Source organism: Chryseobacterium sp. Bi04, assembly GCF_918698085.1.
Taxonomy (GTDB): domain Bacteria; phylum Bacteroidota; class Bacteroidia; order Flavobacteriales; family Weeksellaceae; genus Chryseobacterium.
Genome location: NZ_CAKKLP010000023.1, coordinates 1 through 25,974 on the forward strand (window position 1 = coordinate 1; position 25,974 = coordinate 25,974).

Here is a 25,974-nt window from a genome sequence, read left to right on the forward strand (position 1 = left end):
TTAATTTTTTTGGATCTGTTTATTTACTTCAAAAGTATGTTCTTAAAATGTATTAATATAATAGAGTATTGAAATTTGTCTAGTCCTAAAAAACTAATATAAAAAAGCTGCAATTTTATTATTAACCCAATGCTATAAAATACAAGAGCACTTGATATTTAATTGTGCAAATTTTGTAACTTTAAGCTGATATAACAAAACCTCACAAAAAAGTGAGGTTTTTACATTTTAAAAAGATTGAAGCAGGCCTGTTTAAGGATACTCTTTTATGATAATAGAGATTTATAATCTGGATCGAAAAGAATACAGCAGATCAAAAGAGCTTTATATAGTAGACTTTCATAAAAGTGGTGTTCATATAGATACTGGAGTATGTAAGTAAAATTCATTTTGCTTGTCCTAGTATCTTGTTGGTATTTAGTTAAGAGCCAATGTGGTGCCAGATAGCCGTGGTTTATTCAAAGGACAATAAATAAAAGATTAAATGAAGCAAATAATAAGTAGATTATTAATAGCAATTCTCGTTATACTGGCTTTAGCAAGTGTATACATTTTCATTTATTATTATAACAACCAAGATGTAAATGATGTAAAGGTTGAAGGCTACGTTTTAGATTCTAGTAATTCTCAGCCTTTGAAAGATGTTAAGGTGACAGTAATAAACGATAGATACGAAAACGATAACGGACATAAAAATTATGATGAATATTTAGGGCAAGATAAAATAGAACTAAGGACGGATACTAAAGGTTATTATTCTATTGTCTTAAAAAAGAGTGCTTATGTCTATATATACAAAAAAAAAATAGTTATAAACCTCTTGAGGAAAAAGGAAAACAAGCGCAAAAATTACTTACTTTTAAAACATATATGAATAGAAATGAGTAAGCCTTCCTGTGCAAAGTCTGCCTCGGATTTGAAGATTTATACCCAATATAAAATACCCAATGATTTTGGACTCAATCTCTTGAAAAATAATGATTAATATGAAAGGTAATATTAAAATAACGTTTTTAATTTCACTTACGGGTTTTCTCTTTTTGTTTTTTTATTTTAATTCTGAGAAAATTAATATATCTGATTTTTTTGAATCAGAGACAGACTCATTTCTTCAAGATTTTTCTCCTATTACAATGGGAAGAGAGAAATACTTAGGTGAAGTAGCGGATACTACAAATCATATGAATGCTTATATGGACTTTGGGAAAATCTGTTTGCCTATGCTTGATCAATGGAAAAATAAAATTCATTTAGGTGATTATGTTTCTAAAGAAAAAGATAGCTTAACACTTTTAGTTGAAAGAAATAATAAAAAGTACTATTTACATTTTAATCGTAAGAATTTTAGTGGTGCTCCTCCACCGTGTCCGTGCAAAAAATTAAGTAAGAATTGAATAGATGAATCTATTGTCAGTATTAAAGATCACATCTTTTTTATATTTAAATAGGGGAAAGGCAGAGATTTAAGAATTATTGTTTAGAGATTATGAAAGAAAAACTACTATTAATTTTTATATGTATACTAACGCTTTTTTTATGTAAAGCACAGGAAAATGCCACTAAAAACACTTCAATAATGCCATTTATTGAAACTTACATTGATACTAAAAATAAGGAACATACCGTAGATGCGAAACAAAATATATTAATCGTAGGAGCTCATAAAGTAGAAAATGAAAAGGAATATTGGGTTTATATCTATTTTATAAATCCAGAGATAATGGTTGGTTTTCAATATTCGAAGGTTTATTTAATAAGAGGGTATAAAATAATAATAGATGAATTTTTAAATAAATCTTTTTTAGAAGCTCTCTTTAAAGATTTACAGCGGCTACCCATGCAGGATTTTAATTTGGGCAAATATCAATATACTTATAATCCTAATATGTGGAGAATTGTTTTTAATAATAAAAATGAAGTGATACTACTATCGCCTCAGGACAAGGCAGAAACTATAAAAAGTATTTTGGAAAAGAAAGGAGTTAAATTTTCAAAAGATTATCAGGAGTAATATTATATAACAAATATTAGAGGCTATCTTTGAAGTAGCCTCCAATTATAATAACTGTATTAAGGATCATCTTCGAAATGCATATGAAATTGGAATACAAGAATATTACAGTCAAATCAAATGAAAAAAATATTTATACTGAAGGATTATCTTTTTGTATTGATAAGGAATTAAGATTAGCTATTCAGAATCAACACACAAATGATTATTTAGATGTTATCAAATATATTATTGATTATATTGTTGAGAATAAACCTACTATTTCTGAAAATCAGAATATAGGATATTATTCTTGGTTATTGCAATTTCGACTAGATGAACAAAACTATTACGACCTGTACGAAGCAAATTCTGACGGTAGCGGCTTTAATAAAGGTTGTGATACGGCAATTTCAATTGTTAGGCAACAAGAGGAAATATGTTGGCAACAAAATCTTATTCCTCTTTTTCCAAATTTCAATCAATCAGTTGTTATATCAGATGGAGTTTATGAAGGAAAAGATATCGAAGGAATTAGATATGATTCACCTCAGGATGAGAGTGGGTGGTATCTAATTACAGATGATTATAATGACGATATTAAGTCATTAAAAATGGTACACTTTTATCACGTTGCTTTTTCACGTCCTGATATTTTGAAATATCTAGCTTTGCCATTTGGACGTAGATTTTTAATGGAAAATGGAAATGTCAAAATATATAAAAATGAATAATAAACAAAAATATACAGAAAGCAAACATAAATTATTTGTGATAGGCTTTTTTACATTTATATGGAAGGAATGAATAATTTAATAATAAATAATTTATATAATATTAGGAACTATCTAGATCAGGTGGTTTCCTACGTTGGCCAGATTAAAGATCAAAAAGATATCTTTAGTACTTCATTTGTTGCAAGTAGAGAGCATTTATATGAAATTTATAATGATAGATTTAATTTTAGTATTTATCAGGGTAATTATTTTGAAGGATTAGCTGAAACGGTAAAAAGAATGAAATATTCTGATTTACAAAATGTAAAATTATCAGTCATTGATGGGGATAAAAAAAGTTGTTCTATTTTTAGTAGTGAAGATTACAGTATTATTTTGGGAATAATTTTTTATGACAATTAAGATCAATAGAAAAGTCAAAGTAATAGTATTCTTTATGGCCAGAAAAACAAACAACCTGAAAATGCAAAGGACATATTTAAAATAATAACTATGGTAACTCTAAAAAAGGTTGACGAGTTTAATCACTCAAGCTTCGGTTTCAAGGTAAAGTATAAATAATGTCACCAAGCGAATTTTAATTTGTAAATAATATAAAATGAATGGATTATGTTTTTATATTTGAAAAATATGTATATTGGGAGTACCAAATTAAAGCGTAATCCGAAAAGCATATAGAGTAGGAGAAAAATCAAAAATTAAGACTATGAAAAATCTAAGAAAACTTTCAAAAAGAGAATTGAAAACAGTTCAGGGAGGAATACCTATGTGTCTGCCAGGATACTTTTGGTGTTCATTTGTGAAAAAATGTATCTCAGTAGGATCACCATGTGGACTTATTGATTAATTTGATTCATGAAAATAAGGTAAGAACGGGGCTGTCTCAGAAATGGGCAGCCTATTTTATATCCTATCCACTAATCGACTTAAGAACCAGGAGCGTTAAGAAAATTTGATGGTAATCCGTTAAAAAATTTCCACTGTCTGAGCATGGGTTATAATATAGAACCGAAGCAGAATCATATGATCCATGTGAGTTTGGAAATTTTAGGAGTACAATCAAATTTTTAGCGGATGATTCCCGTCTTGAATTTTTGTATACTTTTGCTTCAAAGCAAAAGTATAAATGAAATCCTTTATCTGATTCGGAATATGGTTTAAAAATCATAAAAACAGGATTTTCATCTCTCACTGAAAAACCGTATTTTTGTACATCTAAAAGTAAAAGAAAGAATGAATTCCTACAAAAATCCATTGGAAGAGCGCTATTCCAGTGAAGAAATGTTGTTTAATTTCTCACATAACAATAAATTCCGTACCTGGAGAAAGCTTTGGATCGCTTTAGCTGAGATTGAAAAAGACCTTGGTCTTGAGATTACAGACGAGCAGATTGCAGAGTTGAAAGCGAATGCTGAAAATATCGATTATGATAAAGCAGCAGAATACGAAAAGAAATTCCGTCATGATGTAATGGCTCACGTTCACACCTATGGTGATGTGGCGCCTTCAGCAAAGGGAATTATCCATTTGGGAGCTACTTCAGCTTTTGTAGGAGATAATACAGACTTAATTCAGATCCGTGACGGACTTTTGATCCTAAAGAAAAAGTTAGTGAACGTCATGAAAAACTTAGCAGACTTTGCTATTCAGTATAAAGACCTTCCAACATTAGGATTCACGCATTTTCAGCCGGCTCAGTTGACGACAGTTGGAAAAAGAGCAACCCTTTGGTTACAGAGTTTGGTTCTTGATATTGAAGAACTTGATTTCTTCCTTGAAACACTTCGTTTCAGAGGGGTAAAAGGAACTACAGGAACTGCTGCCAGTTTCCTTGAATTATTCAACGGTGATTATTCCAAAGTAAAACACTTAGATAAAGAACTTTCAAAAAGATTCGGTTTTGAGAAAGTTTTTGGTGTTTCAGGACAGACCTATGACAGAAAAATTGATGCTAAAGTGGTGGCTTTATTAGGTAACATCGCTCAGTCTGCCCATAAATTCACTAATGACTTACGTTTACTTCAGAATCTTAAGGAAATTGAAGAACCATTCGAGAAAAACCAGATCGGTTCATCAGCAATGGCATACAAACGTAACCCGATGAGAAGCGAAAGAATCGGAGCCTTGTCAAAGTATGTAATGTCTTTGACGACAAGTTCTGCCATGGTAGCTTCTACACAATGGTTTGAAAGAACACTGGATGATTCTGCAAATAAGAGATTAACCATTCCACAGGCGTTCTTAGCTGTAGATGCTATTTTACTGATCTGGAACAATATTATGAACGGAATCGTAGTCTATCCAAACAGAATCAATAAGCATATCGAAGAAGAACTTCCTTTCATGGCAACAGAATATATTATCATGGAAGAGGTGAAAGCCGGGGGTGACCGTCAGGAGATCCATGAGGTAATCAGAGTTCATTCTATGGAAGCTTCGAAGAAAGTGAAAGAAGAAGGAAAAGAAAATGACCTTATTGAAAGAATCTTAAATGATGATTCTTTAAAATTAGATAAATCAAAATTAAAAGAAGTTTTAGATCCTAAGAACTTTGTCGGTTTTGCACCGATTCAGACGGTAGAATTCATTCAGAATGAAGTTCAGCCGATTCTGGACCAAAATAAAGACTTAATAGGATTGGAGGCCGATCTTAAAGTATAAAACAGTATGCAGCCTTTCGGGCTGCATATTTTTTTCCTGCCGGTTATATGAAAAAACTACTATTGACCATTTTACTGACACCCATGATCACTTTTTCTCAGGAAAAGGAGATCTTACGGTATTTTAAATCAAAAGATTCCCTGGTTGGAGTGAAAGATAAAGCAGGGAGAATAATCGTTCCTGCACAGTTCAAAGTCTTTTCCTACCTTAAAGATGGAGATCCCGTAGAAGGAGAAACTATTTTTTTTGATGGGAATAAAGAAGGCGAAAAACCGGAGAAAAATGCTTGGGGAAATGTATATGACAGAAATGGTACATTCCTTTACAAACCTTTCCTTTATGATAATGGAGCGGATTATTTCTCTGAGGGACTAAGAAGATTGGTTAAAAATGGTAAAGTAGGATTTGCAGACCGTAACGGTAAGATCATTATTGAAGCTGAGCATGATTTTGTATCACCTTTTAATTACGGATACGCTGCATTTTGTGACGGCTGCGATTGGGAGAAAACAAATGACGAACACAGATCTATTGTAGGGGGTAAATGGGGTGTGATGAATATCAAAGGACAAACCGTTCAGTCATTGGCAAACCCAACAGCCCAGGATGTTGAAATAGATGGGAAATATTATCCGAACCCATTTCAATACAATGAAAAAGAGAAGAATATCCTTCAGTTTTTTGAAAAGCAGAAGAAAAAACTTTCAAATCTTTATTATGTGAATTTTTACAATAAACTGTCTGAAAATGAAAAGAATCTGTTTTTTGAAATTGTAGAAAGACCAAAAGAAAACTTTCCCTATTATCAAGTAAATACCTATAATCACAGAAAGAAGGACTTGGATATGCTTTATCGTTTCAAGTTCCTCGTCTCAGAAGATGGAAAAGCATTTTATGGGATAGAGGATTTTAATGAAAAGAAGATTCCTTTTGAAAACTGGTTGAAAGCAGAAATAAAAAGCGCAGAACAATTTCAGAAAGAACACCCCGATAATCCGAATAAATTCATTAACGAATAGAATCATTCCCATGAAAAATGTATTGATACTTGTATTGGCCTTAGTATTTGTGAAAGCTTATTCACAAAGCGAAAAGAGAGTATACTCAATAATGGATGCCAATGCTGAAAAGCTTGCCAAAAGTTCGGGAGCCTATTCCGTATCTGTGGGAGTAGTGAAAGACGGTAAAGTATACACCAGACATTTTGGGGAACTCGATAAAGGGAAAGGAAATAAAGCGGATGACAATACCTATTTTGAAATAGCATCGGTTACCAAACTTTTCACAGGCCAACTATTGGCAAAAGCTGTACTGGATAAAAAGATTACGCTGGATGATGATATCCGTAAGTATCTGAAAGGGTCTTATCCGAATTTGGAGTATAAAGGAACTCCAATTACAATTAAAGATCTTATTTCCTATAAAACAGCATTACCAAGAACGCTGCCCAATGATGATGCGCTGAGGAAAAATATGACTGATGAAACTCCTTTTCTATATAATAAACTGAACGAAAACTATACAAAAGAACAGTTTAAGAAAGATCTGGCTATCGTAAAACCGGATACCCTTCCCGGAGTTAAATACGGATACAGCAATTTAAGTTTAGAACTTACAGGGCTGATCCTGGAAAATATCTATGGAAAAAACTATGAAAGCCTTCTGAAAGAAAATATCTTTTCAAAACTCGGGATGAATCACACCAAATTGGACCTTGATAAAGGAGAAGTAGCAGCAAATGGATATCATACCAGCGGTCGTTTGATGCCTTCTTCCATTAGCCTTTTATGGGGTTCCGGAGGTTCAAAAACCAAATCGACAATGGGAGATATGGTGAAATTTTTACAGGAAGAGCTGGATTCAGAAAATAAAATAACCCAGGAATCTCAACGCAATATCAATAACAGCCAGGAGGGTTGGTCTGGGTATTTTTGGGATAATTATTACATATCAGAAAAAGGAAAAGTAGGCAGTAAACATGGTGGGGCATATGGTACACAAACGTGGTTTACAGTGTATCCCGAGCTTAATTTAGGGATTTGTATGATTGTAAACATCAGTGGTATGAATACAGGAGATGCACTTCGAACTGCTGCGTCAGGATTAGCAGATGATCTCATTTCTACATCCGATAAAAAAGAAATATATGGATATTACCTGAAAGGAAATAAGGTTGTTTTTTCTTATATCCACCCTAAAAATTTAGACTCAAAACTCATTAATACCGTTTCTGTAGCAGGAAGTTTTAATGACTGGAAATCTGAGGATAAAAATTTTAAGCTCATAAAAAAAGAAAATAACCGCTTCGAATTGGAAGTTCCCCAATCCAATTTTGAAAAAGGAAAAGATTATTCCTTTAAATTTGTAATTAATAATAGCGGGTGGCTTGCAGCCCCTAAAAATGCTTCCAATACAGACGGGTCAAAATACAATAGCCTGTTATTGAAGCTGTAAGATATAAAGAATCATAGCGTTGGTTCTGAAAAAGTAAAAAGAAAAATAAATCTAATATTAAAATCTGGCATCTAATGTCTAATAACAAAAGAATTTTCGTAGAAAAAAGAGGAATTTTCGATGTGGAAAGTCCAAAAATTTTTGATGAAGTAAAAGCGGTTGTTCCGGCGGTTCAAAGCGTGAAAGTGTACAATGTGTATGATATTTTCAACTTGAATAACGGAGAATTTGAAAAAGTAGTGAATAATACTTTTGTAGACCCTGTTACTGATATTTTACACACAGAAAACCCTGCAAAATCGATTCATTTTGGAATGGAATTTTTACCGGGCCAGTATGATCAGAGAGCAGATTCTGCACAACAGTGTATTGCATTATTGACGGAAAATGAAAAGTCAAAAGTAAGAAGTGGTAAACTGATCGAGTTTGAAGGAGTTTCTGATGCTGATCTGGTGAAGATCAAAGACCTTCTGATCAATAAAGTGGAATCTCAGGAAAAAGATCTGTCTATATTGGATATCCCTGCAGATGAACTCCCGTCAAAAGTTTTAATCCACGAAAATTTTATCAATTTTAATGATGCCGAGCTTGAAAGTTTCTATAACAATCATGGTTTTGCACTGGGATTAGATGACTTGAAATTTATTCAGGATTATTTTAAGACAGAACAGAGAAATCCTACAGAAACTGAATTAAAAGTTTTAGACACCTATTGGAGTGACCACTGCCGTCACACTACGTTTGAAACAGAATTGTCAGACATTCAGTTTGAAGGACAGTTCAAACATACATTGGAAACTATTTTCAATGACTATATCGAAAAAAGAAAATTCTTAGGCCGTGAGCTGAAGCCAATCTCTTTAATGGATCTGGCAACAGTATGCGGTAAATATTTCCATAAAACAGGTAATCTGGATAACCTCGTAATCTCCGATGAGATTAATGCATGTACCATCCAGATTGAAGCCGAATACGACGGTAAAAAAGAACCGTGGTATTTATTGTTCAAAAACGAAACCCACAACCACCCAACAGAAATTGAACCTTTTGGAGGAGCTTCTACGTGTTTGGGAGGAGCAATCAGGGACCCATTGTCCGGAAGATCATATGTATTCCAGGCGATGAGGTTAACGGGAGCTGCAGATGTGTTGGAACCGGTAGATAAAACCTTACCGGGGAAATTGCCTCAAAAAACAATTACAAAACAGGCTGCCAACGGGTATTCATCGTACGGGAACCAGATTGGTTTAGCAACTACCATGGTTTCAGAAATCTATGATGAAGGCTATAAAGCAAAAAGAATGGAGGTAGGTTTCGTTACCGGAGCCGTTCCTGTAGACTGGGTAAGACGTGAAAAACCTGCCAATGGAGATTCTATCATCATTTTAGGAGGGGCAACAGGCCGTGATGGTGTTGGGGGAGCCAGTGGAAGCTCAAAAGAGCAGGATGAAACCTCTATTCACACGATGAGCTCTGAAGTTCAGAAAGGAAATGCTGTTGAAGAACGTAAAATCCAGAGATTATTCAGAAATCAGGAAGTAACAAAGCTCATCAAAAAATCAAATGACTTTGGAGCAGGAGGAGTTTCCGTGGCTATCGGTGAAATTGCAGACTCTTTAGAAGTAAACCTGGATGTATTACCATTAAAATATGAAGGATTAAACGGAACAGAACTTGCCATATCCGAATCTCAGGAAAGAATGGCCGTTGTGGTGGATCCAAAAGATAAAGAACAGTTCATTACATTCTGTGAAGCAGAGAATATTGTTGCTGTAGAAGTGGCAAAAGTGACGGATTCAGGGAGAATGCAGATGTTCTGGAAAGGAGATAAAATTGTTGACCTTTCAAGAGAATTCCTTGATACCAACGGATGTTCAAAATCTCAGGAGGTAAAAATTAACCACCTTGAAGAAGTAAAAGTAGACACTAAGGCTTTCACAGAAGAGAACTTCCTGAATATCTTAAAAGATAAAAACGTAGCCTCTCAGAAAGGATTACTGGAAATGTTTGACTCTTCAATAGGAGGAACTACCGTAGCGATGCCTTTAGGAGGAAAATATCAGCAGACTTTAATGGAGGGAAGTGTTCAGACACTGCCTGTTTTAGGAGCGAAAGATATTAAAACCGTTTCTCTGGCAAGCTGGGGATTCGATGCTGGAATTTCAAAACAAAACTCATTACTGGGAGCATCTTATGCAGTGGTGGAAAGTGTTGCAAAAATTGTTGCGATGGGTGGAGACTACAAGAATATCAGACTTAGTTTCCAGGAATATTTTGAAAAATTAGGACAAAGCCCTGAAAAGTGGGGGAAACCTTTAGCTTCCCTGTTGGGAGCTTATGACGCTCAGATCAACCTTGGTTTAGCAGCCATCGGAGGGAAGGATTCCATGAGTGGAACCTATCAGGATCTGAATGTGCCGCCTACATTGATCTCTTTTGCTTGTGCTAACGGGGAAAAACAGAATATTATCTCTCCTGAATTGAAAAATGCAGGAAATAAACTGTATTTCTTCAACCATATTCCGCGGGAAAGCGGTCTTCCGGACTATAACAGCTTAAAAGAAGCTTTTGAATTTATTTTTGAAAATATCAAAACCGGAAAAATTGTTTCTGTGAAAACAGTGAAAGAAGGTGGTATTGCAGTAGCCTTAGCAAAAATGAGCTTTGGAAACAGATTGGGTGCTGAAATTAATGCTGATGAAAAAGCTTTATTAGCAAAAAATATCGGTAGCCTGATCATTGAAGCAAAGGAAGAGCTAAGCTCAGCAATTCTTCAATTGATCGGAGAAGTAAAAGATTCCGGAATGGTAAAGATTAATAGTCTTGAATCTGACATCCTGAATCTTGTGTCCGTTTATACAAATACTTTCGAAAACCTTTTCCCGACTGTAGAAAAAGAAAAAATAACGGTTGAAATAGATGAGAAATCAAACTCTGTCAACCCAAGAAATATCATCATTAAAAAACACGGAATTGCACAGCCGAAAGTGTTTGCTCCGGTGTTCCCTGGAACCAACTGTGAGTATGACACGCTGAATGCATTCCAGAAAGAAGGGGCTGTTGTGAACAGCTTACCGCTGATCAATATCAACCACAAGCTGCTGGAAGAAAGCATTGATGCCTGGGTAGAAGAAATAAGAACATCTCAGATTTTAGCGTTCTCAGGAGGTTTCTCCGCAGGTGACGAACCGGACGGTTCTGCAAAATTCATCGTAAACGTTCTGAAAAACGAGAAAATGAAAAATGCAGTTCATGAGTTATTAGACAGAGATGGAATGATCATCGGAATCTGTAACGGATTCCAGGCTTTGGTTAAATCCGGATTATTACCATACGGAAGAATCAAGGATCTGGATGAAAGTTCTCCGACATTGGCTCACAATGCCATCAGAAGACATATTTCTCAGATGGTAACTGTAAAAGTAGTGAATGATGAAAGCCCATGGTTAAAAGGAATGAAAGATCAGATCTTTACCATTCCTATTTCTCACGGAGAAGGCCGTTTCATGGCTTCAGAAGAAGAAATCAAAAAGCTTTATGAAAACGGACAGGTAGCAACCCAGTACATAGATTTTGATGGAAACATCGCCCATGGTATGCCATTTAACCCTAATAATTCATTATTCGGAATTGAAGGAGTTACCAGCCCATGTGGAAAGATCTACGGAAGAATGGGACACCCGGAACGTTTTACCGATGGCCTCATGAAAAACATACCAACAGCGAATTATCACAATATATTCAAAAACGGTGTTGAATACTTCAAATAACAATACAAGAAAAATGATCGTCATCAATGGCGGTCATTTTTCGTCTTTAGCAGGTTTCTATGAGGAAGTCTCAGGTATTCTGATGAGAGATGCCGATTGGAAAGTAGGTACACTCGATGGTTTTAATGATGTCCTGTACGGTGGTTTTGGCGTATTTGAATATAAGGAAGAAATAGAAATCGTCTGGAAAGAATCAGAAAAATCAAGAGAAGACCTGGGTCTGGAAGCAACTCAGGAATTTTATGAAAATAAAATCAGACAGGGAAAACCTTTCAATATAGAACTCGCCCAGGAAAAGCTAAAGGACTTAATAGAAGGAAAAGGACAAACCTTATTTGAAATTCTGGTGGAAATTATAGAGTCGCATGGGAATATTAGGTTGAGGTTAGGTTGATGGGTTATGAGTTGAGAGTTAAGAGTTAAGAGTTAAGAGTTATGAATTATAAATGAGTAATGAGTAATGAGTAATGAGTGGAAGTTATAAGTAATGATTCATTGTTTTCAGTATTTTCACGGTAGCTTCATCCAATCAACTTGTTGATTTCTCTTAGCTCCCTGAAATCTAAAGAATCATACTAAAATATTTGCGTAAAAAAATAAAGAAATGTACACCATTAAGAAAAATAATTTTAAAGCAAGCTAAGGTTAATCAAAGATGAATTTATAGCGTCACTTAATAGATAGCTTCAGCTATTCCCTTAATTTTTCTTAACCACTTAAAAATCTTAATGGTTAAAAAACTTCTTCAATATAATTTTATAAAAATCTCCTGCAGATTAAGCTAATTCAACAGATTTTATCTTACTTTGAAAAATATTTGAAAAGCTTCTAAGAAGCAAAATAAAAAGAATTAATTGAATGAAGAAAATAGTGTATGGGCTGTTCTTTGGGGACAGTATAACATATGGAGAATATGATGGTGTTTTTGGAGGCTGGGTAGATATTTTAAAGCGATATGCCCTGCAAAAATTCCATGAAGGAAATGGTGATGAACTTATTTTATTCAATTTGGGAATCGGCGGCGAAACCACAGAAGGTTTACTGAAACGAATGCCTGTAGAATTAAGTGCCAGAAATTCAGCAGATGGAAATCTGGTTTTCTTAAGTTACGGAGCTAATGACCTTGCCATAAAAGAAGGAGTACGGGTGGTAGAACCTGAAAAATTCAAGAATAATATCATAGCTGCGGTTCAACAGGCGAAACAGTTTTCCAAAGATATTTATCTGGTAAGTATTCTTCCTGTTTCCAAAAATATAGATGGGGTAGTGGTAAACTCCGGGAAATTAAGGTCTAATGAGGAAGTGAATGCCTACAACGAAATCCTTAAAGGTATTGCAACAGCATACTCTTTGGGGTATATTGATTTTTATGCAGCGTTGTTTGATGATAAGGAAGTCTTGCTTTCTGCAGACGGAGTTCATCCCAATGAAAAAGGCTACGGGATGATGGCTGAAATAGCTATACCAATCATTGAAAAATACTTATAATGCCTCATTTATTTTCTTACGGAACCCTGCAGAAAGAGCGGGTACAGCTTGAAACATTCGGACGGATTTTACAGGGAGAGAAAGATATTCTTTCCGGATACAGACTGGGGATGACTGAAATTACAGATCCTGAAGTAGTACGTAAAAGCGGAGAGAAATTCCACCCTGTTTTAACCCTTTCCGGAAATGAAGAAGACCACATGGAAGGTATCCTTTTTGAAGTTACAGAAGAAGAAATTCTTCAGGCTGATGAATATGAAGAGGATGATTATAAAAGAATTGAAGCTATTTTCAAATCAGGCAAGAAAGGATTTATTTATGTGGGAAAATAAATATGATTTATACAATAATATATACATCAATAGAAACGGACTTTAGTCCGTTTTTTAAATGAATCCATCTCCATTGGCTTTTTAGCCAAAATATAAAAATCCAATCCCGAAAATCCCTGTTGACATACTGTTGTCACAATCCAACGTTATCTTTGATCGCAATAAAAAAATATTAAAGAGATGAACAATGTACAAACAGAATCTTGCCAGGTTATCGGTATTGCGGTAAGAACTACTAATGAAAATAATCAGGCAGCGGCAGATATCGGGGTACTATGGGAAAAGTTTATGAAAGAAAGTATCCCGGATGCCATTCCGGATAAAATGGATACTACGGTTTATGCAATCTACACAGATTACGAAAAAGATCATACAAAACCTTATACCACACTTCTTGGATGTAAGGTGAAAAATCTCGATCATATTCCTGACGGAATGGTGGGGTATTCTTTTAACGGGGGAAATTATGTGAAATTTACAGTAAAGGGAGATCTTACAAAAGATCTGGTCATCAATCAATGGCTAAAAATCTGGGAAATGGATCTGGGGAGAGTTTTTACTGTTGATTTTGAGGTGTATGGAGAAAAAGCGCAGAATCCTTCAGATGCAGAAGTGGATATTTTTATTGCGGTAAAATAGGAGAGTCGCACATTGATAAAAAACATGATTCTTTCTCTTAGCCTAGCTAAAAAATATACTTCCAGTAAACAAGAACCCCAACAATTACAGAAGCTATAGCCAGCAATAGAACAGCCCCGGCAGCAATATCTTTAATAAAGCCTATTCTTTGATCAAAATCAGGTTGGATGATATCACAGATCCTTTCAATGGCTGTATTGAAAATTTCAGCACTTAAAACAGCAAAAGAAAGAAAAATAACAATGGCTGCATCGATGGCAGACAGGTGTAAATAAAATATAAAAAATAAGTTGGCAAAAAGGGCCAGCAGTTCAATCTGAAAATTCCTCTCCGTTTTCATCATTAAAAAGACTCCATGGAAAGCATTCAGTAAACTTTTATGAATAGGAGGCTTTTGCATGAGTGGTTACTTTTTTAACAAAGATAGGTTTTGTATTTTGATTGTTGCAGATAATCTGTTATATTTGAGAGAAGATAGTAGCGATAGGAAGAAATAATTTGTATAATGTGAGTTTTCCCGTTAATAGGGATGTTTTTAAATAATGTAGGGACTACAGCTTGCGCTTTTGAAGCGGAAATAAAGGCAGCAGAAATCAGGGTATAATGTCAGCTCTGGAAACAGATTGTTGATGTTTGTTAAAAACTCCTAGAGATTATTTTTTTCTTTGTTATATCTATTTATTATATTTGTAGAAACTTATTTTTAAATCTATGAAATTTATTATTTCAAGTGGTGAACTGCAGAAGGCTTTGCAAACTGTAAGTGGCGTAATATCAAGCTCTCAATCGAGACCTATTTTAGAAAATTATCTTTTTGAACTAGACGGAAATAATGTTACCATTACAGCATCTGATGGCGAGACAACTCTTGTTACTTCTTTAGACGTAAAGTCTGATGATACAGGTAAATTTGCTGTTCCTGCTAAAATTTTTCAGGATTTTATCAAGACCTATGGCGAACAGCCTTTAACATTTGCCGTGAAGGACAATGCTGAAGGAACCGGAAGCCAGCTTGAGATTTTAGATGAAAAAGACAACTTTGCAGTAGCATTAGACAATGCGGATGATTATCCTGAATTGCCGGAATTTGATGCTTCTCAAAATGTAACAATGCCAGCGGGAGTATTATCTGAAGCCCTTACCAATACACTTTTTGCAACAAGTAATGATTCTCTTCGTCCGGTAATGACGGGAGTTCTTTTCCAGTTTGGAGAAAATGAAACGAATTTCGTTTCTACAGATTCTCACAGATTGGTTGTTTATAAAAGAACAGACCTGATGAATGCCGAACCTATGGAATTCATCATGCCTAAAAAACCTTTGAACATTTTCAAAAATATCCTGGCAAGCTCTAATGAAGACGTTAAAATCGACTTCAATGAGAATATGGCCAAGTTTACTTTTGATAAACATATCTGGATCTGCAGACTGATCGACGGAAAATACCCAAACTATACCGCGGTAATTCCAAAAGAAAATCCAAATGTATTGACGATCAACAGAAACCTTTTGCTTGGAGCTATCAAAAGAGCATCTATTATGTCTAATAAATCCACCAACCAGGTAAGATTTAAGCTTTCGGGAAACATCCTTCACCTTCATGCAGAAGATACAGAGTATGCAAACAAAGCAGATATGCAGATTCCTTGTGACTACAACGGTGAAGATATCAATATCGGGTTCAGTTCTAAGTTTTTAACTGAAATGCTGACAATTCTTGGTTCTGATGATGTTACGATGAAAATGTCTCAACCAAACAGGCCGGGTATCATTGAGCCCCTTGATGGACTTGAAGAAAACGAAAATATCTTAATGTTATCAATGCCGGTAATCGGATTGTAGACAGAGATTAAAATACACCAATAAAGCCGGAATTTTCCGGCTTTTATTTTTTCTTGTCAACGAAGTATCTAAAGAATATTCTCAACGCCAGCTTAAAAAGATCAACAGAGTTGATTCCATCTTTGACTCCTTCAAATAAATTACTTGTTTATTAAATCTTTGCGTTTAAAAAAGATGATTAAATTGCCGAATGATAGGAACTCAATATTGTGATAGAGGGCTGAGAATCTTTTGACTAAAGTAAGACCTGACGCCTGAGCCGTTTCCTTACCCTGTGAAAGTGGAATTAACGAAAATTTATTATCTTAAAGTTGATTCTAAATTTCTGTATTTCTCAAAAAAACACGACATTTGTACGCTTAAAACTGTACGGCTATAATCGTACAAAATTCAAATAAATTTTTGAAAATATACTCAGGTGAAACCATTAAGGGAGCGTCTGACTTTAGAAAAAATAAAATTATCAGATGAAAATATCAAACAATTGGCTGAGAGACTTTGTGAAAACGGAATTAAAAACTGAAAGAATCGGTGAGTTTCTTACAGATATAGGTCTTGAAGTTGAAGGGATAGATAAATTTGAAAGTGTAAAAGGCAGTCTTGAGGGAATTGTTGTAGGGAAAGTAGTAACCTGCGAAAAACATCCTAATGCTGATAAACTAAACAAAACTACAGTAGATATAGGAAACGGAAAAGTATTGAACATTGTTTGTGGGGCTCCGAATGTGGCAGCAGGACAAACAGTGCCGGTAGCTGTAGTAGGAACTAAAATCTATGATAAAACCGGAAGCTTTTTTGAAATCAAAGAAGCAAAGATCAGAGGCGAAGTTTCTCAGGGTATGATTTGTGCAGAAGATGAGCTTGGCCTTAGCGAAGATCACGGAGGGATCATGGTATTGGATGAAACGAAATATGAAGTAGGGAAGAACTTTGCAGATTATTTTGAGCTTGCTAATGATGAGGTTTTTGAAATCGGCTTAACACCGAACAGAACGGATGCAATGTCGCACTACGGGGTAGCAAGAGACCTTCATGCTTATCTTTCTACGAATCAGCTGAAATCTCAGTTTAATAAAGTTGCTTCTGAAGCTTTAAATAATGAAGGGACAAATGATTTCAGTCTGGTCATTGAAGATGCCGAATTATGCCCAAGATATATCGGAGCCGTGATTGAAGATGTAAAAGTAGAAGAATCTCCGGCTTGGTTAAAAGACAGGTTGAAGGCTATCGGATTAAGCCCGATCAATAATGTTGTAGATATTACAAATTATATTCTTCATGGATATGGGCAGCCGCTTCACGCATTTGATGCCGATAAAATAGCCGATAAAAAAGTGAAGGTAGGAGTAGTAAAAGGAGGAACAAAGTTCACCACATTAGACGGAGTGGAAAGAACCCTGAACGGTACTGAAATCATGATCAAAGACGGTAAAGACACTCCAATGTGTATTGCCGGTGTTTTCGGTGGTGCTACTTCAGGAGTGTCTGATGCTACCAAAACCATATTCCTTGAAAGTGCATACTTCAACCCGATTGCGGTAAGAAAAGGTGCAAAACTACACAGTTTAAATACCGATGCTTCTTTCAGATTTGAAAGAGGAGTAGATCCTAATATTACAAGAACAGCAATCACTCACGCTATAAAATTAATTCAGGAACTGGCAGGAGGAAAACTGGCAGGTGATTTGTTGGAAGAATATCCTAAAAAAATTGAGGATAGCTATGTGATCATTAGATTCTCTAAAATTGAGCAGATTTTAGGAACAAAAATTCACAGAGAAAAAGTAAAAGAAATCTTAAAAGCATTGGAAATCCAGGTTTTAAATGAAATTCCTAACGGTTTTGAAATCTCAGTACCGGCTTACAGAGCTGACGTAACAAGAGAGATTGACGTTATTGAAGAAATTTTAAGAATCTATGGATATAATAAAATTGATGCTCCGCAAAAGATTTCATTTACCCCTGTAAAATTAAGCGCAAACGATCAGGATGAGCTGGAAAACAGTTGGGCAAGAACTTTACAGAGCCTTGGTTTCAACGAAGTAATGAATAATTCATTGACTTCTGTAAAAGATGAAACTGATGCTGTAAAGCTGTTGAATCCTTTAAGTGGCGACTTGGCATTCATGAGAAAATCTTTATTGGAAGGGCTTCTTGAAAATGCTGTTTACAACATCAACAGAAAAAATCAGGATATTAAGTTCTTCGAATTTGGAAAGATCTACCATAAAAAAGATAAGTACGAAGAGAGAAAGCAGCTGGCAATTCTGGTAACAGGAAGAGATGTTGCAGAAAACTGGTTACAGCCTAAATCTGCGGTAAGTTTCTACAATCTTAAAGCATATGTAAAAGTTTTATTAGAAAGACTTGCGGTAAATTATAAAGAAGTGCCTTTAACTGACGGAAGGTTCTCTGATGCTTTAGCGTATGAAGCAGATGGAAAAACTTTAGTAAGAATTGGAAAAGTAGCGCCTGCATTGTTGAAAGACTCAGATATCGATCAGGAGTGTTTCTATGCTGAAATTGAACTGGAATGGGCTCAGGAATTACGTTCTAAGAATGAGCTGAAGTTTAAGGACATTCCAAAATTCAATAAGATCAGAAGAGACCTTGCCTTACTGATTGATAAAAATATAAGCTACGAAGAATTATACCAGACAGCAAAAAAGAATAAATCTCCATTTATCAAAGGAATTAACTTATTCGATGTTTATGAAGGTAAGAATCTTCCGGAAGGTAAAAAATCTTATGCCATGAGCTTTGAGCTTTTAAATGAAGTAAAAACGCTGGAAGAAAAAGAAATTACAGAAGTAATGGATTCTTTGATCAAATCTTTCCAGAAAGAATTCAATGCTGAATTGAGATCTTAATTGTAAGAAAAATAATTTATATATACAAAACGGGCTTTAAGCCCGTTTTTTTTATTGTACCCCGGAAAGAATTGCAATAGTACTGTAGCTAGAAGATCCCGGAAAATATCTCAGATATCAACTGTTAATGAATAATAAAATTCACCGCAATCCGTTTAAATAATATAAAATCCGTAAATTTGATTAATTCAAAAAGAAAAAAATGAAAAATCTTTTTTTAAGTATATGTACAGCAGCAGTATTGGCGTCATGTGGAACCATGACCAGCCCTTCCGCTTCTAAAGTAGGAAAAGCCCAGCCGGCTCTTGCCAATACAAAATGGACACTGGCTGACAATGTAAAAGGTAAAATTCCCACACTGAATATTGAAGGAGAAAAGATCACCGGGAATGCGGGTTGTAATAATTACTTTGGAACAGCTACAGTAGATCCGTCTTCAGGAGGTTTCACTGCAGGCCAGATGGGATCTACAAAAATGATGTGTACCAACATCAGTGTAGAGCAGAACTTTATGGATATGATGTCGAAAGCAAACAAATATGTAATTTCAGGAAATACCTTAGAATTATATAAAGACAATCTTTTATTATTGAAATTCAATAAAACAGAATAAAAACAAAAGGAACTCAATTGAGTTCCTTTTTTATGCTTAGATTGTTATTAATCTTCCTCTTCTTCGTCGTACTTAGCCAACTCTTCATCGCACCATTTGAATGCTGCTTCTACCACTTTCGTAGCCTCGTCTGCCATAGTTTCTTCATCGTCACCCTCAAGATCATCTAACCACTCAACTTCTTCTTCCTCAACGTTTAAGATAAATCTTGGATATTCTGTATGAACTACGAATAAATCTTCTGGAAATTCCGAATTATCTGCTAATAAAAACTTTGGTAATTTCATTTTTTTAATGTTTTAACTTGTTCAAAGATAATTAAAATTATTGACTTAAAATGAGTTCAAAAACATTTTTGAAACTTTTTCAGCTTTTTTATTCTCAGAATAATCGTAAAAGCCTTCCCCCGATTTTACGCCCAGTTTTCCCGCCATTACCATGTTTACAAGCAGTGGGTTAGGAGCATATTTAGGATTTTTGAAACCATCATACATGACATTAAGGATGGCAAGACATACATCAAGCCCGATAAAATCCGCCAATTGAAGTGGCCCCATAGGATGTGCCATACCTAATTTCATTACCGTATCAATTTCTGCTACTCCGGCTACACCGTTGTAAAGAGTTTCAATAGACTCGTTAATCATAGGCATCAAAATTCTGTTGGCCACAAAACCAGGATAATCATTTACCTCTACAGGAACCTTACCTAACGACTGGCTCATTTCATAGATCGCATCAAAAGTTTCCTTAGAAGTAGAATAGCCTTTAATGATCTCTACCAGTTTCATAATAGGAACCGGATTCATAAAGTGCATTCCAATGACTTTATCCGCTCTCTTGGTAGCGGCTGCAATTTTAGTGATGGAAATGGAAGAAGTATTGGTAGCCAGGATACAGTCTGCAGGCGCAAGCTCATCCATCTGACCGAAGATCTTTAATTTTAGATCAAGGTTTTCTGTAGCCGCTTCTACCACAAGGTCAGCTGCTCCTACCGCATCGTTAAGTGCTGTAAAAGTACTGATATTTCCTAATGTTTCCGATTTTTGTTCCTCAGTAAGGTTTCCCTTTGCAATTATCCTGTCAAGATTCGTAGTAATGGTTTTTAATCCTCTGTCTAAAGCTTCCTGAGATACATCTACCAGGTTTACTTTAAAACCGCTTTGTGCAAATGTATGTGCAATACCATTCCCCATGGTTCCTGCTCCTATAACTACAATGTTTTTGATCATTTTTTCCTTTATTTTTTATAGATAGTTAGATTTTTAGTATTGATGTCCTGTTGTTTTACCGTAATTTCTGAGTCAAAATTTACAATACCATTGCTTTTTTGCTCTCTTCTGTTGTTTTGATTGGAAACAGTAGCCATAAGGCCTCTTATAAGGCGGCTTTTTTGATTGACAGTGAGATAATCGGTACCTACGTACACATTAAACTCACCTTCTCTTCCCATACCACCCTGTATCAATATTTCCAGAGATTTTATCTGATTTTTTTTCTTAAACTCTTTGAGATAACTGATGACAGGCTTCTCAGAAGGTGGCCCACAACAGACACTTGCATAGCCAATCTGTAGATAGTTTTGATTCTTCTGCGAGTAAAAGAATGTGACACAAAACAGGGCTGCTGTTACTATTATTTTTTTCATGTTAAATTGACTCTAAAAATAAGCTTAATATTTTATTTATTAAAATGATCCCAAACCTCCTTTGAAATGTCTGAAATCATTTTGCAGTTTACAGCATCCGTTTCCATTGAATTGCTTACAAATACAGCGAGTGCATAATGTTTGCCATTCGGTAAAGTGATGATTCCAATTTCATTTTCTGCACCCGTTAAGCCTTCTTTATTTTTCCCGGAAGCTCCGGTTTTTCTTGCCACAGGAGTATTTTTGGGAAGCTGTTCAACCATTTTATTTAATCCGGTTGAGGTGGAGAGCATCACCTTCATCAGGTAATCCGTAGATTTTTTTGACAACAGTTTTCCATCATAAAACTTTTTCAGAACATCCACTGCCGAATTGGGTGTACTGTAATTTTCATACTGAACATTCCAGTTCTTATGCATTTCCGCTTCATTATATTTGATTTGAAAACCCTTTATCCCTTTAGAGTCCATGAATTTTTGAACGGTTTGAGTACCACCCAGTAATTTCAATATGATATCACAGCCATTATTGTCACTTCTGGCCACTGTAAATTCAAGAATTTCACTTAGGGGAACTTCAATATTCCCGTTAGAGTATTTATCGCGAAGGGGAGACCAGGTGTCTTCCAGTAAATTGGATGTATCCAGTAAAATTTTCTGATTCAGGGAAAGTGTTCCCTGATCTACAAGATTCAAAACAGCTGCTGCAATGTGAAATTTGAAGACACTCTGCATTGGAAATTTTTGATCCCCGTATTGATTATACCTGAATGTATTCTCAAAACCAAGAACAGAAACTCCTACCGTAGCATTTTTACCTTTGGTGACAGCGCTTATTCTTTGGTCCAATATTGATTTTTGTGCTGATATAAATACCGAAATAAAGAGAAAAATGAATGCTATTTTTTTCATAATAATAGAATTAAAAAGATCCCTTTAAAAGACTAAAAGGGATCTGCAATTTAAGATAATTATTGCTATTTTATTTCAAAATAATTCAGATTGGTACCATCGTTTTCAAAGAATATCCTGATTTTGTTTTCTCCTTTCTGAAGGTGGATATTTTTTACAGATACTGTTTTCCAGTTTTCTTTTCCTCCACTGGAAGCTAAAGGCACAGAAGCCAGCAGTTTTCCTGAAGCCGTTTCAATTTTTATGTTGGAGTTGCTGTCAGCAGAATATCTGAGGCTGAAAGTATAGTTTTTGTCTGTCTTTGAAGTTACCGTATACTGAAGCCATTCTCCGGATTCTGTTTTACCCACATAATACTGGTTCGTAATTGCATCAGTACATTTATAGAGGTCTACACCATCATTTCTCATCTGCTGACCGGAATTCCATTCTGATCTTTTGGCTGGATCACTTACCCATAGATTGATAAAATCCTTATCAAGATAAGCAGCACCCATTCTGCCCAAATCATAATCTGAAGCGAAAATTCTTCCCGGGACCTGGTGATTTCTAAACGGTTTAGTAGAAGGATCGGTTACCTGTCTGAACATGGCATCAATGACATCGTTTTTAATTTCGGTATTGCTGAACTTATAATTCTCAGCAATCTGCATTAATGCCTTCTTGGCATATTCTTTAGACGGTTTTTCACCTCCGTTTTTCCAGTAATCCAATAGCTTTTCATATTCAGGAGTGGTTTTCACATTAGTGATTCCTGCAATATTATCTATCTTTTTCATGGGCCAGAATGCATATCCGATATGATGCTTGTCCAAAAGCTGGATCAGTTCTGTAAACCAGACATTTGAATTTTCACCGGTTTCCCCAAGCCAGATCGGCATATTGTATTTTTCTCTAAGGTCTAAAGCAAATTTCAAAGTTGAGTCATCATTATAGTTCCAGTATTTATGAAAGCTAAAGACCATATTGTCATCCCAGATGGGTATCAGTCCGTTATAATTGTTGCCCCATCCATTTCCTTCAATAAAAATAATATGTTTCTTATCTACTTCACGGATAGCGCTGGTGATGTCTTTTTGCAGTTTCCAAAGCGGAGCGTTTGACATTTCGTCTGTACCATTTGGATTTTTTCCCGTGAAGTTAATATTCGGTTCGTTGATCAGATCATAGCCTCCAACCCACGGACTGTCCTTATACCGTTCAGCCAGTTTTTTCCAAAGGGCAATGGTTTTCTTCTGGTTTTCTTCACTTTCCCAAAGAGAGGGCTTGGACTTATCATTATCAGAAATATTCACGTCATTCCCCTGGCCTCCGGGTGCCGCATGAAGATCAAGGATCAGATATATCTTATTGTCTGCACACCACTGAAGCAGATCATCTGTCATCTTAAAACCTTCTTCCAGCCATGTGTTTTTACCTTTTACGGGCTCTTTTTCAATAGGAAGCGTATACAGATTATAATGCATAGGAAGCCGTATCGAATTGAAACCTGCCTCTGCCAAAAAATCAATATCCTGCCTGGTAATTCCATTTTTCCAATAGGCTTTATAGAATTCATTCATCCCATCCTCGCCAATCAGCTCAGCAATTTTTTCCTTTATTTTATATTGGGGACCTGCAAAATCAGCTGTCTTAAGCATATATCCCTCCTGAAGCATCCAGCCGCCCGGGCCAAGACCTCTAAGCTGAATATTTTCGCCTTTATCATTAACGATTTTTTGTCCTGAGGTCTTTAATAACTGTGATGTCCCAAATTGAGACAATAATAAGGCGGAAAATAAAACGGTTTTTTTCATAGTAGTTTAAATGTGTTAAGGAAGGTTATTTGGAATGGATTATAGCACCACAGCAAGAGTTTGTGGTAAGCTCACTTATTTTGTCAGAAATCCATTGAATATGTAAAACAAAATTTTTCAATTGTTTATTGATTGTTTTTCAAATATATTGTTTTTTTTGTTTTATAAATGACTTTATATTGATAAAACTTTAATCTTTTTAGATTTTAACGAGAATGAAAATCACCAATGAGAAAAAATTGCTTCATTTTATCTTTTTGGAAATAGATAGTGTGAAGACTTCGTTACAAGCTTTAAGAAATGGATTCTTATAAATTCACTGAAATTTTCTATTTATTACAATCTATCTCATAACCATTTTTCTTCTAATTACAAGATAGTATTGTAATAGCTGCTTATGTAAACAAAGCAGATTTTATTTTCATTCTTAGCTGATAAGTCTTACAATCTCTAAAGCGACTTTCAATGCCTCAGTTCCATCTTCAAGAGAAACTTCTACATTTCTGTCACCGGTAATTGCATCGGCAAAAGAATTTAATTCATCCAAAATGGCATTATTAGGTTCAATATTTGGATATTCAAAAAGGATCTGATTTTTTTCTCCGTCAGCATTTTCTATAATCATATCAAATGGAGTAGGGTTTTCAGGAGCATCTTTCATCCTGATGACTTCAGCTTTTTTCTCCAGGAAATCCACCGAAATATAAGCATCTTTCTGGAAGAACCGGCTTTTTCTCATTGCCTTCATAGAAATCCTTGAAGTGGTAAGGTTGGCCACACATCCATTTTCAAATTCTATTCTGGCATTGGCAATATCCGGAGTCTTACTCACCACACAAACACCACTTGCATGAATGTTTTTTACCTTAGATTTTGCCATACTCAATAAAATATCCAAATCATGGATCATAAGGTCCAATACCACAGAAACATCCGTACCGCGCGGATTAAACTCTGCCAGCCTATGGATTTCAATGAACATCGGATTCTTGATATATTCTTTAGTGGCAATAAAAGCGGGATTGTATCTTTCAACATGTCCTACCTGTGCTTTAATGTTGTTTTCAAGACATAACCGTAAAATTTCTTCTGCCTGTTCAAGTGTTTGTGTAACAGGTTTTTCAATGAAGAAATGCAGTTTTTTTTCAATGGCCTTTAAAGCATAATCATAATGATAAACCGTTGGCGTTACAATGTCCAGCATATCGATCTGACTCAGTAATTCCTCAAAATTTTCAAAATATTTATACCCGAATTCGGCTTCTATTTTTTTTCCGTTTTCAACATCTTTATCATGGAAACCTACAAGCTCATATCTATCTGACTGATTAAGAAGTCTTAAATGTATTTTCCCCAAGTGTCCGGCACCTACCAAACCTGCTTTTAACATAGTTGTAATATATTTTTGTAAAGATAAGAAAGAAGTTAGATTGTAGAAGCCGGAAATTAGTTTTTGTGGATAATTCTTTCCGGGAATCTCTGAAATCTAATTTCTAATTTATTACTTTTGTCAAATGCAGGATTCGTTTGTACATAAAGGAAAAAGAAAGATTTTAGTTGAGTATCTTCAGCGGAGAATTGGAATTTCAGATGAAAATGTACTCCGGGCAATGAGTGAAGTTCCGAGGCACCTTTTTATTGAAAGCATTTTTGAAGATTTTGCCTATGAAGACAGGGCTTTCCCTATTCTGGCACATCAGACCATTTCGCACCCTTCAACGGTAGCGGAACAGTCGGAATTGCTACAGGTGAAAGCCGGGGAAAAAGTGTTGGAAATTGGTACCGGATGCGGATATCAGACTGCTGTCTTACTCGCAATGAAGGCCCATGTATATACCGTGGAAAGACAAAAAGACCTTTTTGATTTCTCTAAAAAGAAACTAAGGGAAATGCACCTGTTTCCAAAATTTCAAAGTTTTGGTGACGGTTTTGCAGGGTTGCCAACATTTGCTCCTTTCGATAAAATTATTGTAACCTGTGGAGCCTCAACTTTACCTACAGAATTGTTGAAACAACTGAATGTAGGTGGTAAAATGGTTATTCCTTTGGGACCTACAGATGAGCAGGTACTGTATAGATTTACGAAAATAGGATCTACAGAGTTTGAAAAAGAAGAGTTTGGGGCTTATAAATTTGTTCCGATGCTGGGAAATACCAATCAATAAGAGGTTTGGATGCAGAGGAGATGTCTTAAACATCAATTTTATACCTTTTAATCATATA

General features: G+C 35.2%; 25 protein-coding genes. 18 read left to right on the plus strand and 7 right to left on the minus strand.

Translation table 11 applies throughout. From position 1 onward, the window contains the following. Window positions 1-484 precede the first annotated feature (484 nt). The 14 genes from LQV47_RS21770 (at window position 485) to LQV47_RS21835 (ending at window position 14,071) form a co-directional block, all read left to right on the plus strand. On the plus strand, window positions 485-874 hold the full coding sequence (locus LQV47_RS21770; protein WP_230041224.1) for a hypothetical protein: 390 nt from the start codon (window positions 485-487) through the stop codon (window positions 872-874). A 112-nt stretch (window positions 875-986) separates the two neighbouring features. Next, window positions 987-1,394, plus strand: a complete 408-nt coding sequence (locus LQV47_RS21775) for a hypothetical protein (protein ID WP_230041225.1) — start codon at window positions 987-989, stop codon at window positions 1,392-1,394. A gap of 92 nt (window positions 1,395-1,486) precedes the next feature. Then, window positions 1,487-2,011 (plus strand): hypothetical protein, encoded by a 525-nt coding sequence (locus tag LQV47_RS21780; RefSeq protein WP_230041226.1) that lies wholly within the window; start codon window positions 1,487-1,489, stop codon window positions 2,009-2,011. An 83-nt stretch (window positions 2,012-2,094) separates the two neighbouring features. Further along, window positions 2,095-2,724 (plus strand): hypothetical protein, encoded by a 630-nt coding sequence (locus LQV47_RS21785; protein ID WP_230041227.1) that lies wholly within the window; start codon window positions 2,095-2,097, stop codon window positions 2,722-2,724. A gap of 69 nt (window positions 2,725-2,793) precedes the next feature. Continuing rightward, complete coding sequence (locus LQV47_RS21790; protein ID WP_230041228.1) at window positions 2,794-3,129, plus strand: hypothetical protein; 336 nt, start codon at window positions 2,794-2,796, stop codon at window positions 3,127-3,129. A 304-nt stretch (window positions 3,130-3,433) separates the two neighbouring features. Next, window positions 3,434-3,574, plus strand: coding sequence for a hypothetical protein (locus tag LQV47_RS21795; protein WP_153816321.1), 141 nt, complete (start codon window positions 3,434-3,436; stop codon window positions 3,572-3,574). 386 nt (window positions 3,575-3,960) lie between these two features. Beyond that, entirely contained in the window at window positions 3,961-5,388 is a 1,428-nt protein-coding gene (purB, locus tag LQV47_RS21800; protein WP_047486165.1) for an adenylosuccinate lyase, read from the plus strand. Window positions 5,389-5,435: 47 nt separating this feature from the next. Continuing rightward, a complete protein-coding gene (locus tag LQV47_RS21805; protein ID WP_230041229.1) occupies window positions 5,436-6,407 on the plus strand; it encodes a WG repeat-containing protein in 972 nt (323 codons plus the stop codon). 10 nt (window positions 6,408-6,417) lie between these two features. Beyond that, on the plus strand, window positions 6,418-7,842 hold the full coding sequence (locus LQV47_RS21810; protein WP_230041230.1) for a serine hydrolase: 1,425 nt from the start codon (window positions 6,418-6,420) through the stop codon (window positions 7,840-7,842). Window positions 7,843-7,916: 74 nt separating this feature from the next. Next, a complete protein-coding gene (locus LQV47_RS21815; RefSeq protein WP_230041231.1) occupies window positions 7,917-11,612 on the plus strand; it encodes a phosphoribosylformylglycinamidine synthase in 3,696 nt (1,231 codons plus the stop codon). Then, window positions 11,593-12,006: a ribonuclease inhibitor gene (locus tag LQV47_RS21820; RefSeq protein WP_230041232.1), complete on the plus strand. Its 414-nt coding sequence runs from the start codon at window positions 11,593-11,595 to the stop codon at window positions 12,004-12,006. The genes LQV47_RS21815 and LQV47_RS21820 overlap by 20 nt, the downstream gene beginning before the upstream one ends. 464 nt (window positions 12,007-12,470) lie before the next feature. Next, window positions 12,471-13,100 (plus strand): GDSL-type esterase/lipase family protein, encoded by a 630-nt coding sequence (locus LQV47_RS21825; RefSeq protein WP_230041233.1) that lies wholly within the window; start codon window positions 12,471-12,473, stop codon window positions 13,098-13,100. Continuing rightward, window positions 13,100-13,432, plus strand: coding sequence for a gamma-glutamylcyclotransferase family protein (locus LQV47_RS21830; protein ID WP_230041234.1), 333 nt, complete (start codon window positions 13,100-13,102; stop codon window positions 13,430-13,432). Before LQV47_RS21825 ends, LQV47_RS21830 begins: the two co-directional genes overlap by 1 nt. A gap of 180 nt (window positions 13,433-13,612) precedes the next feature. Beyond that, window positions 13,613-14,071: a GyrI-like domain-containing protein gene (locus tag LQV47_RS21835; protein WP_230041235.1), complete on the plus strand. Its 459-nt coding sequence runs from the start codon at window positions 13,613-13,615 to the stop codon at window positions 14,069-14,071. Window positions 14,072-14,117: 46 nt separating this feature from the next. Here the strand turns inward: LQV47_RS21835 and LQV47_RS21840 are convergent, their stop codons facing one another. Continuing rightward, the gene (locus LQV47_RS21840; RefSeq protein ID WP_230041236.1) at window positions 14,118-14,471 is read right to left on the minus strand and encodes a diacylglycerol kinase family protein; all 354 of its coding nucleotides are present in this window, start codon (window positions 14,469-14,471) and stop codon (window positions 14,118-14,120) included. 311 nt (window positions 14,472-14,782) lie between these two features. On the opposite strand from LQV47_RS21840, the gene dnaN reads away from it, so the two are divergent. The 3 genes from dnaN to LQV47_RS21855 all read left to right on the plus strand — a co-directional run bounded on the left by dnaN (window position 14,783) and on the right by LQV47_RS21855 (window position 19,396). Then, window positions 14,783-15,913: a DNA polymerase III subunit beta gene (gene dnaN, locus LQV47_RS21845; RefSeq protein ID WP_230041237.1), complete on the plus strand. Its 1,131-nt coding sequence runs from the start codon at window positions 14,783-14,785 to the stop codon at window positions 15,911-15,913. A gap of 467 nt (window positions 15,914-16,380) precedes the next feature. Further along, on the plus strand, window positions 16,381-18,783 hold the full coding sequence (pheT, locus tag LQV47_RS21850; protein WP_230041238.1) for a phenylalanine--tRNA ligase subunit beta: 2,403 nt from the start codon (window positions 16,381-16,383) through the stop codon (window positions 18,781-18,783). Window positions 18,784-18,985: 202 nt separating this feature from the next. Further along, window positions 18,986-19,396, plus strand: coding sequence for an META domain-containing protein (locus LQV47_RS21855; protein ID WP_230041239.1), 411 nt, complete (start codon window positions 18,986-18,988; stop codon window positions 19,394-19,396). Between the two features lie 47 nt (window positions 19,397-19,443). On the opposite strand, the gene LQV47_RS21860 is transcribed toward LQV47_RS21855, so the two are convergent. The 6 genes from LQV47_RS21860 to LQV47_RS21885 all read right to left on the minus strand — a co-directional run bounded on the left by LQV47_RS21860 (window position 19,444) and on the right by LQV47_RS21885 (window position 25,141). Then, complete coding sequence (locus LQV47_RS21860; RefSeq protein WP_002977986.1) at window positions 19,444-19,683, minus strand: hypothetical protein; 240 nt, start codon at window positions 19,681-19,683, stop codon at window positions 19,444-19,446. Window positions 19,684-19,728: 45 nt separating this feature from the next. Next, a complete protein-coding gene (locus LQV47_RS21865; RefSeq protein ID WP_230041257.1) occupies window positions 19,729-20,625 on the minus strand; it encodes a 3-hydroxybutyryl-CoA dehydrogenase in 897 nt (298 codons plus the stop codon). A gap of 11 nt (window positions 20,626-20,636) precedes the next feature. Next, window positions 20,637-21,044 (minus strand): hypothetical protein, encoded by a 408-nt coding sequence (locus LQV47_RS21870; protein WP_230041240.1) that lies wholly within the window; start codon window positions 21,042-21,044, stop codon window positions 20,637-20,639. A gap of 32 nt (window positions 21,045-21,076) precedes the next feature. Beyond that, window positions 21,077-21,955 (minus strand): CGA/CIA family class A beta-lactamase, encoded by an 879-nt coding sequence (bla-A, locus tag LQV47_RS21875; RefSeq protein ID WP_230041241.1) that lies wholly within the window; start codon window positions 21,953-21,955, stop codon window positions 21,077-21,079. A gap of 65 nt (window positions 21,956-22,020) precedes the next feature. After that, on the minus strand, window positions 22,021-23,751 hold the full coding sequence (locus LQV47_RS21880) for a cellulase family glycosylhydrolase (protein ID WP_230041242.1): 1,731 nt from the start codon (window positions 23,749-23,751) through the stop codon (window positions 22,021-22,023). Window positions 23,752-24,178: 427 nt separating this feature from the next. After that, complete coding sequence (locus LQV47_RS21885) at window positions 24,179-25,141, minus strand: Gfo/Idh/MocA family oxidoreductase (RefSeq protein WP_230041243.1); 963 nt, start codon at window positions 25,139-25,141, stop codon at window positions 24,179-24,181. 124 nt (window positions 25,142-25,265) lie between these two features. Between LQV47_RS21885 and LQV47_RS21890 the strand changes: the two genes are divergently transcribed. Next, complete coding sequence (locus tag LQV47_RS21890; protein ID WP_230041244.1) at window positions 25,266-25,916, plus strand: protein-L-isoaspartate(D-aspartate) O-methyltransferase; 651 nt, start codon at window positions 25,266-25,268, stop codon at window positions 25,914-25,916. Window positions 25,917-25,974 lie beyond the last annotated feature (58 nt).

What these genes read in the sequence shown, in the direction of transcription:
- bla-A (WP_230041241.1), bottom strand. Translation starts at nt 21,955, where the DNA reads ATGAAAAAAATAGCATTCATTTTTCTCTTTATTTCGGTATTTATATCA.
- LQV47_RS21825 (WP_230041233.1), top strand. Translation starts at nt 12,471, where the DNA reads ATGAAGAAAATAGTGTATGGGCTGTTCTTTGGGGACAGTATAACATAT.
- pheT (WP_230041238.1), top strand. Translation starts at nt 16,381, where the DNA reads ATGAAAATATCAAACAATTGGCTGAGAGACTTTGTGAAAACGGAATTA.
- LQV47_RS21815 (WP_230041231.1), top strand. Translation starts at nt 7,917, where the DNA reads ATGTCTAATAACAAAAGAATTTTCGTAGAAAAAAGAGGAATTTTCGAT.
- purB (WP_047486165.1), top strand. Translation starts at nt 3,961, where the DNA reads ATGAATTCCTACAAAAATCCATTGGAAGAGCGCTATTCCAGTGAAGAA.
- LQV47_RS21780 (WP_230041226.1), top strand. Translation starts at nt 1,487, where the DNA reads ATGAAAGAAAAACTACTATTAATTTTTATATGTATACTAACGCTTTTT.
- LQV47_RS21880 (WP_230041242.1), bottom strand. Translation starts at nt 23,751, where the DNA reads ATGAAAAAAACCGTTTTATTTTCCGCCTTATTATTGTCTCAATTTGGG.
- LQV47_RS21805 (WP_230041229.1), top strand. Translation starts at nt 5,436, where the DNA reads ATGAAAAAACTACTATTGACCATTTTACTGACACCCATGATCACTTTT.
- LQV47_RS21795 (WP_153816321.1), top strand. Translation starts at nt 3,434, where the DNA reads ATGAAAAATCTAAGAAAACTTTCAAAAAGAGAATTGAAAACAGTTCAG.
- LQV47_RS21890 (WP_230041244.1), top strand. Translation starts at nt 25,266, where the DNA reads ATGCAGGATTCGTTTGTACATAAAGGAAAAAGAAAGATTTTAGTTGAG.
- LQV47_RS21775 (WP_230041225.1), top strand. Translation starts at nt 987, where the DNA reads ATGAAAGGTAATATTAAAATAACGTTTTTAATTTCACTTACGGGTTTT.
- LQV47_RS21885 (WP_230041243.1), bottom strand. Translation starts at nt 25,141, where the DNA reads ATGTTAAAAGCAGGTTTGGTAGGTGCCGGACACTTGGGGAAAATACAT.
- LQV47_RS21790 (WP_230041228.1), top strand. Translation starts at nt 2,794, where the DNA reads ATGAATAATTTAATAATAAATAATTTATATAATATTAGGAACTATCTA.
- LQV47_RS21855 (WP_230041239.1), top strand. Translation starts at nt 18,986, where the DNA reads ATGAAAAATCTTTTTTTAAGTATATGTACAGCAGCAGTATTGGCGTCA.
- dnaN (WP_230041237.1), top strand. Translation starts at nt 14,783, where the DNA reads ATGAAATTTATTATTTCAAGTGGTGAACTGCAGAAGGCTTTGCAAACT.
- LQV47_RS21770 (WP_230041224.1), top strand. Translation starts at nt 485, where the DNA reads ATGAAGCAAATAATAAGTAGATTATTAATAGCAATTCTCGTTATACTG.
- LQV47_RS21830 (WP_230041234.1), top strand. Translation starts at nt 13,100, where the DNA reads ATGCCTCATTTATTTTCTTACGGAACCCTGCAGAAAGAGCGGGTACAG.
- LQV47_RS21810 (WP_230041230.1), top strand. Translation starts at nt 6,418, where the DNA reads ATGAAAAATGTATTGATACTTGTATTGGCCTTAGTATTTGTGAAAGCT.
- LQV47_RS21860 (WP_002977986.1), bottom strand. Translation starts at nt 19,683, where the DNA reads ATGAAATTACCAAAGTTTTTATTAGCAGATAATTCGGAATTTCCAGAA.
- LQV47_RS21870 (WP_230041240.1), bottom strand. Translation starts at nt 21,044, where the DNA reads ATGAAAAAAATAATAGTAACAGCAGCCCTGTTTTGTGTCACATTCTTT.
- LQV47_RS21835 (WP_230041235.1), top strand. Translation starts at nt 13,613, where the DNA reads ATGAACAATGTACAAACAGAATCTTGCCAGGTTATCGGTATTGCGGTA.
- LQV47_RS21840 (WP_230041236.1), bottom strand. Translation starts at nt 14,471, where the DNA reads ATGCAAAAGCCTCCTATTCATAAAAGTTTACTGAATGCTTTCCATGGA.
- LQV47_RS21785 (WP_230041227.1), top strand. Translation starts at nt 2,095, where the DNA reads ATGAAATTGGAATACAAGAATATTACAGTCAAATCAAATGAAAAAAAT.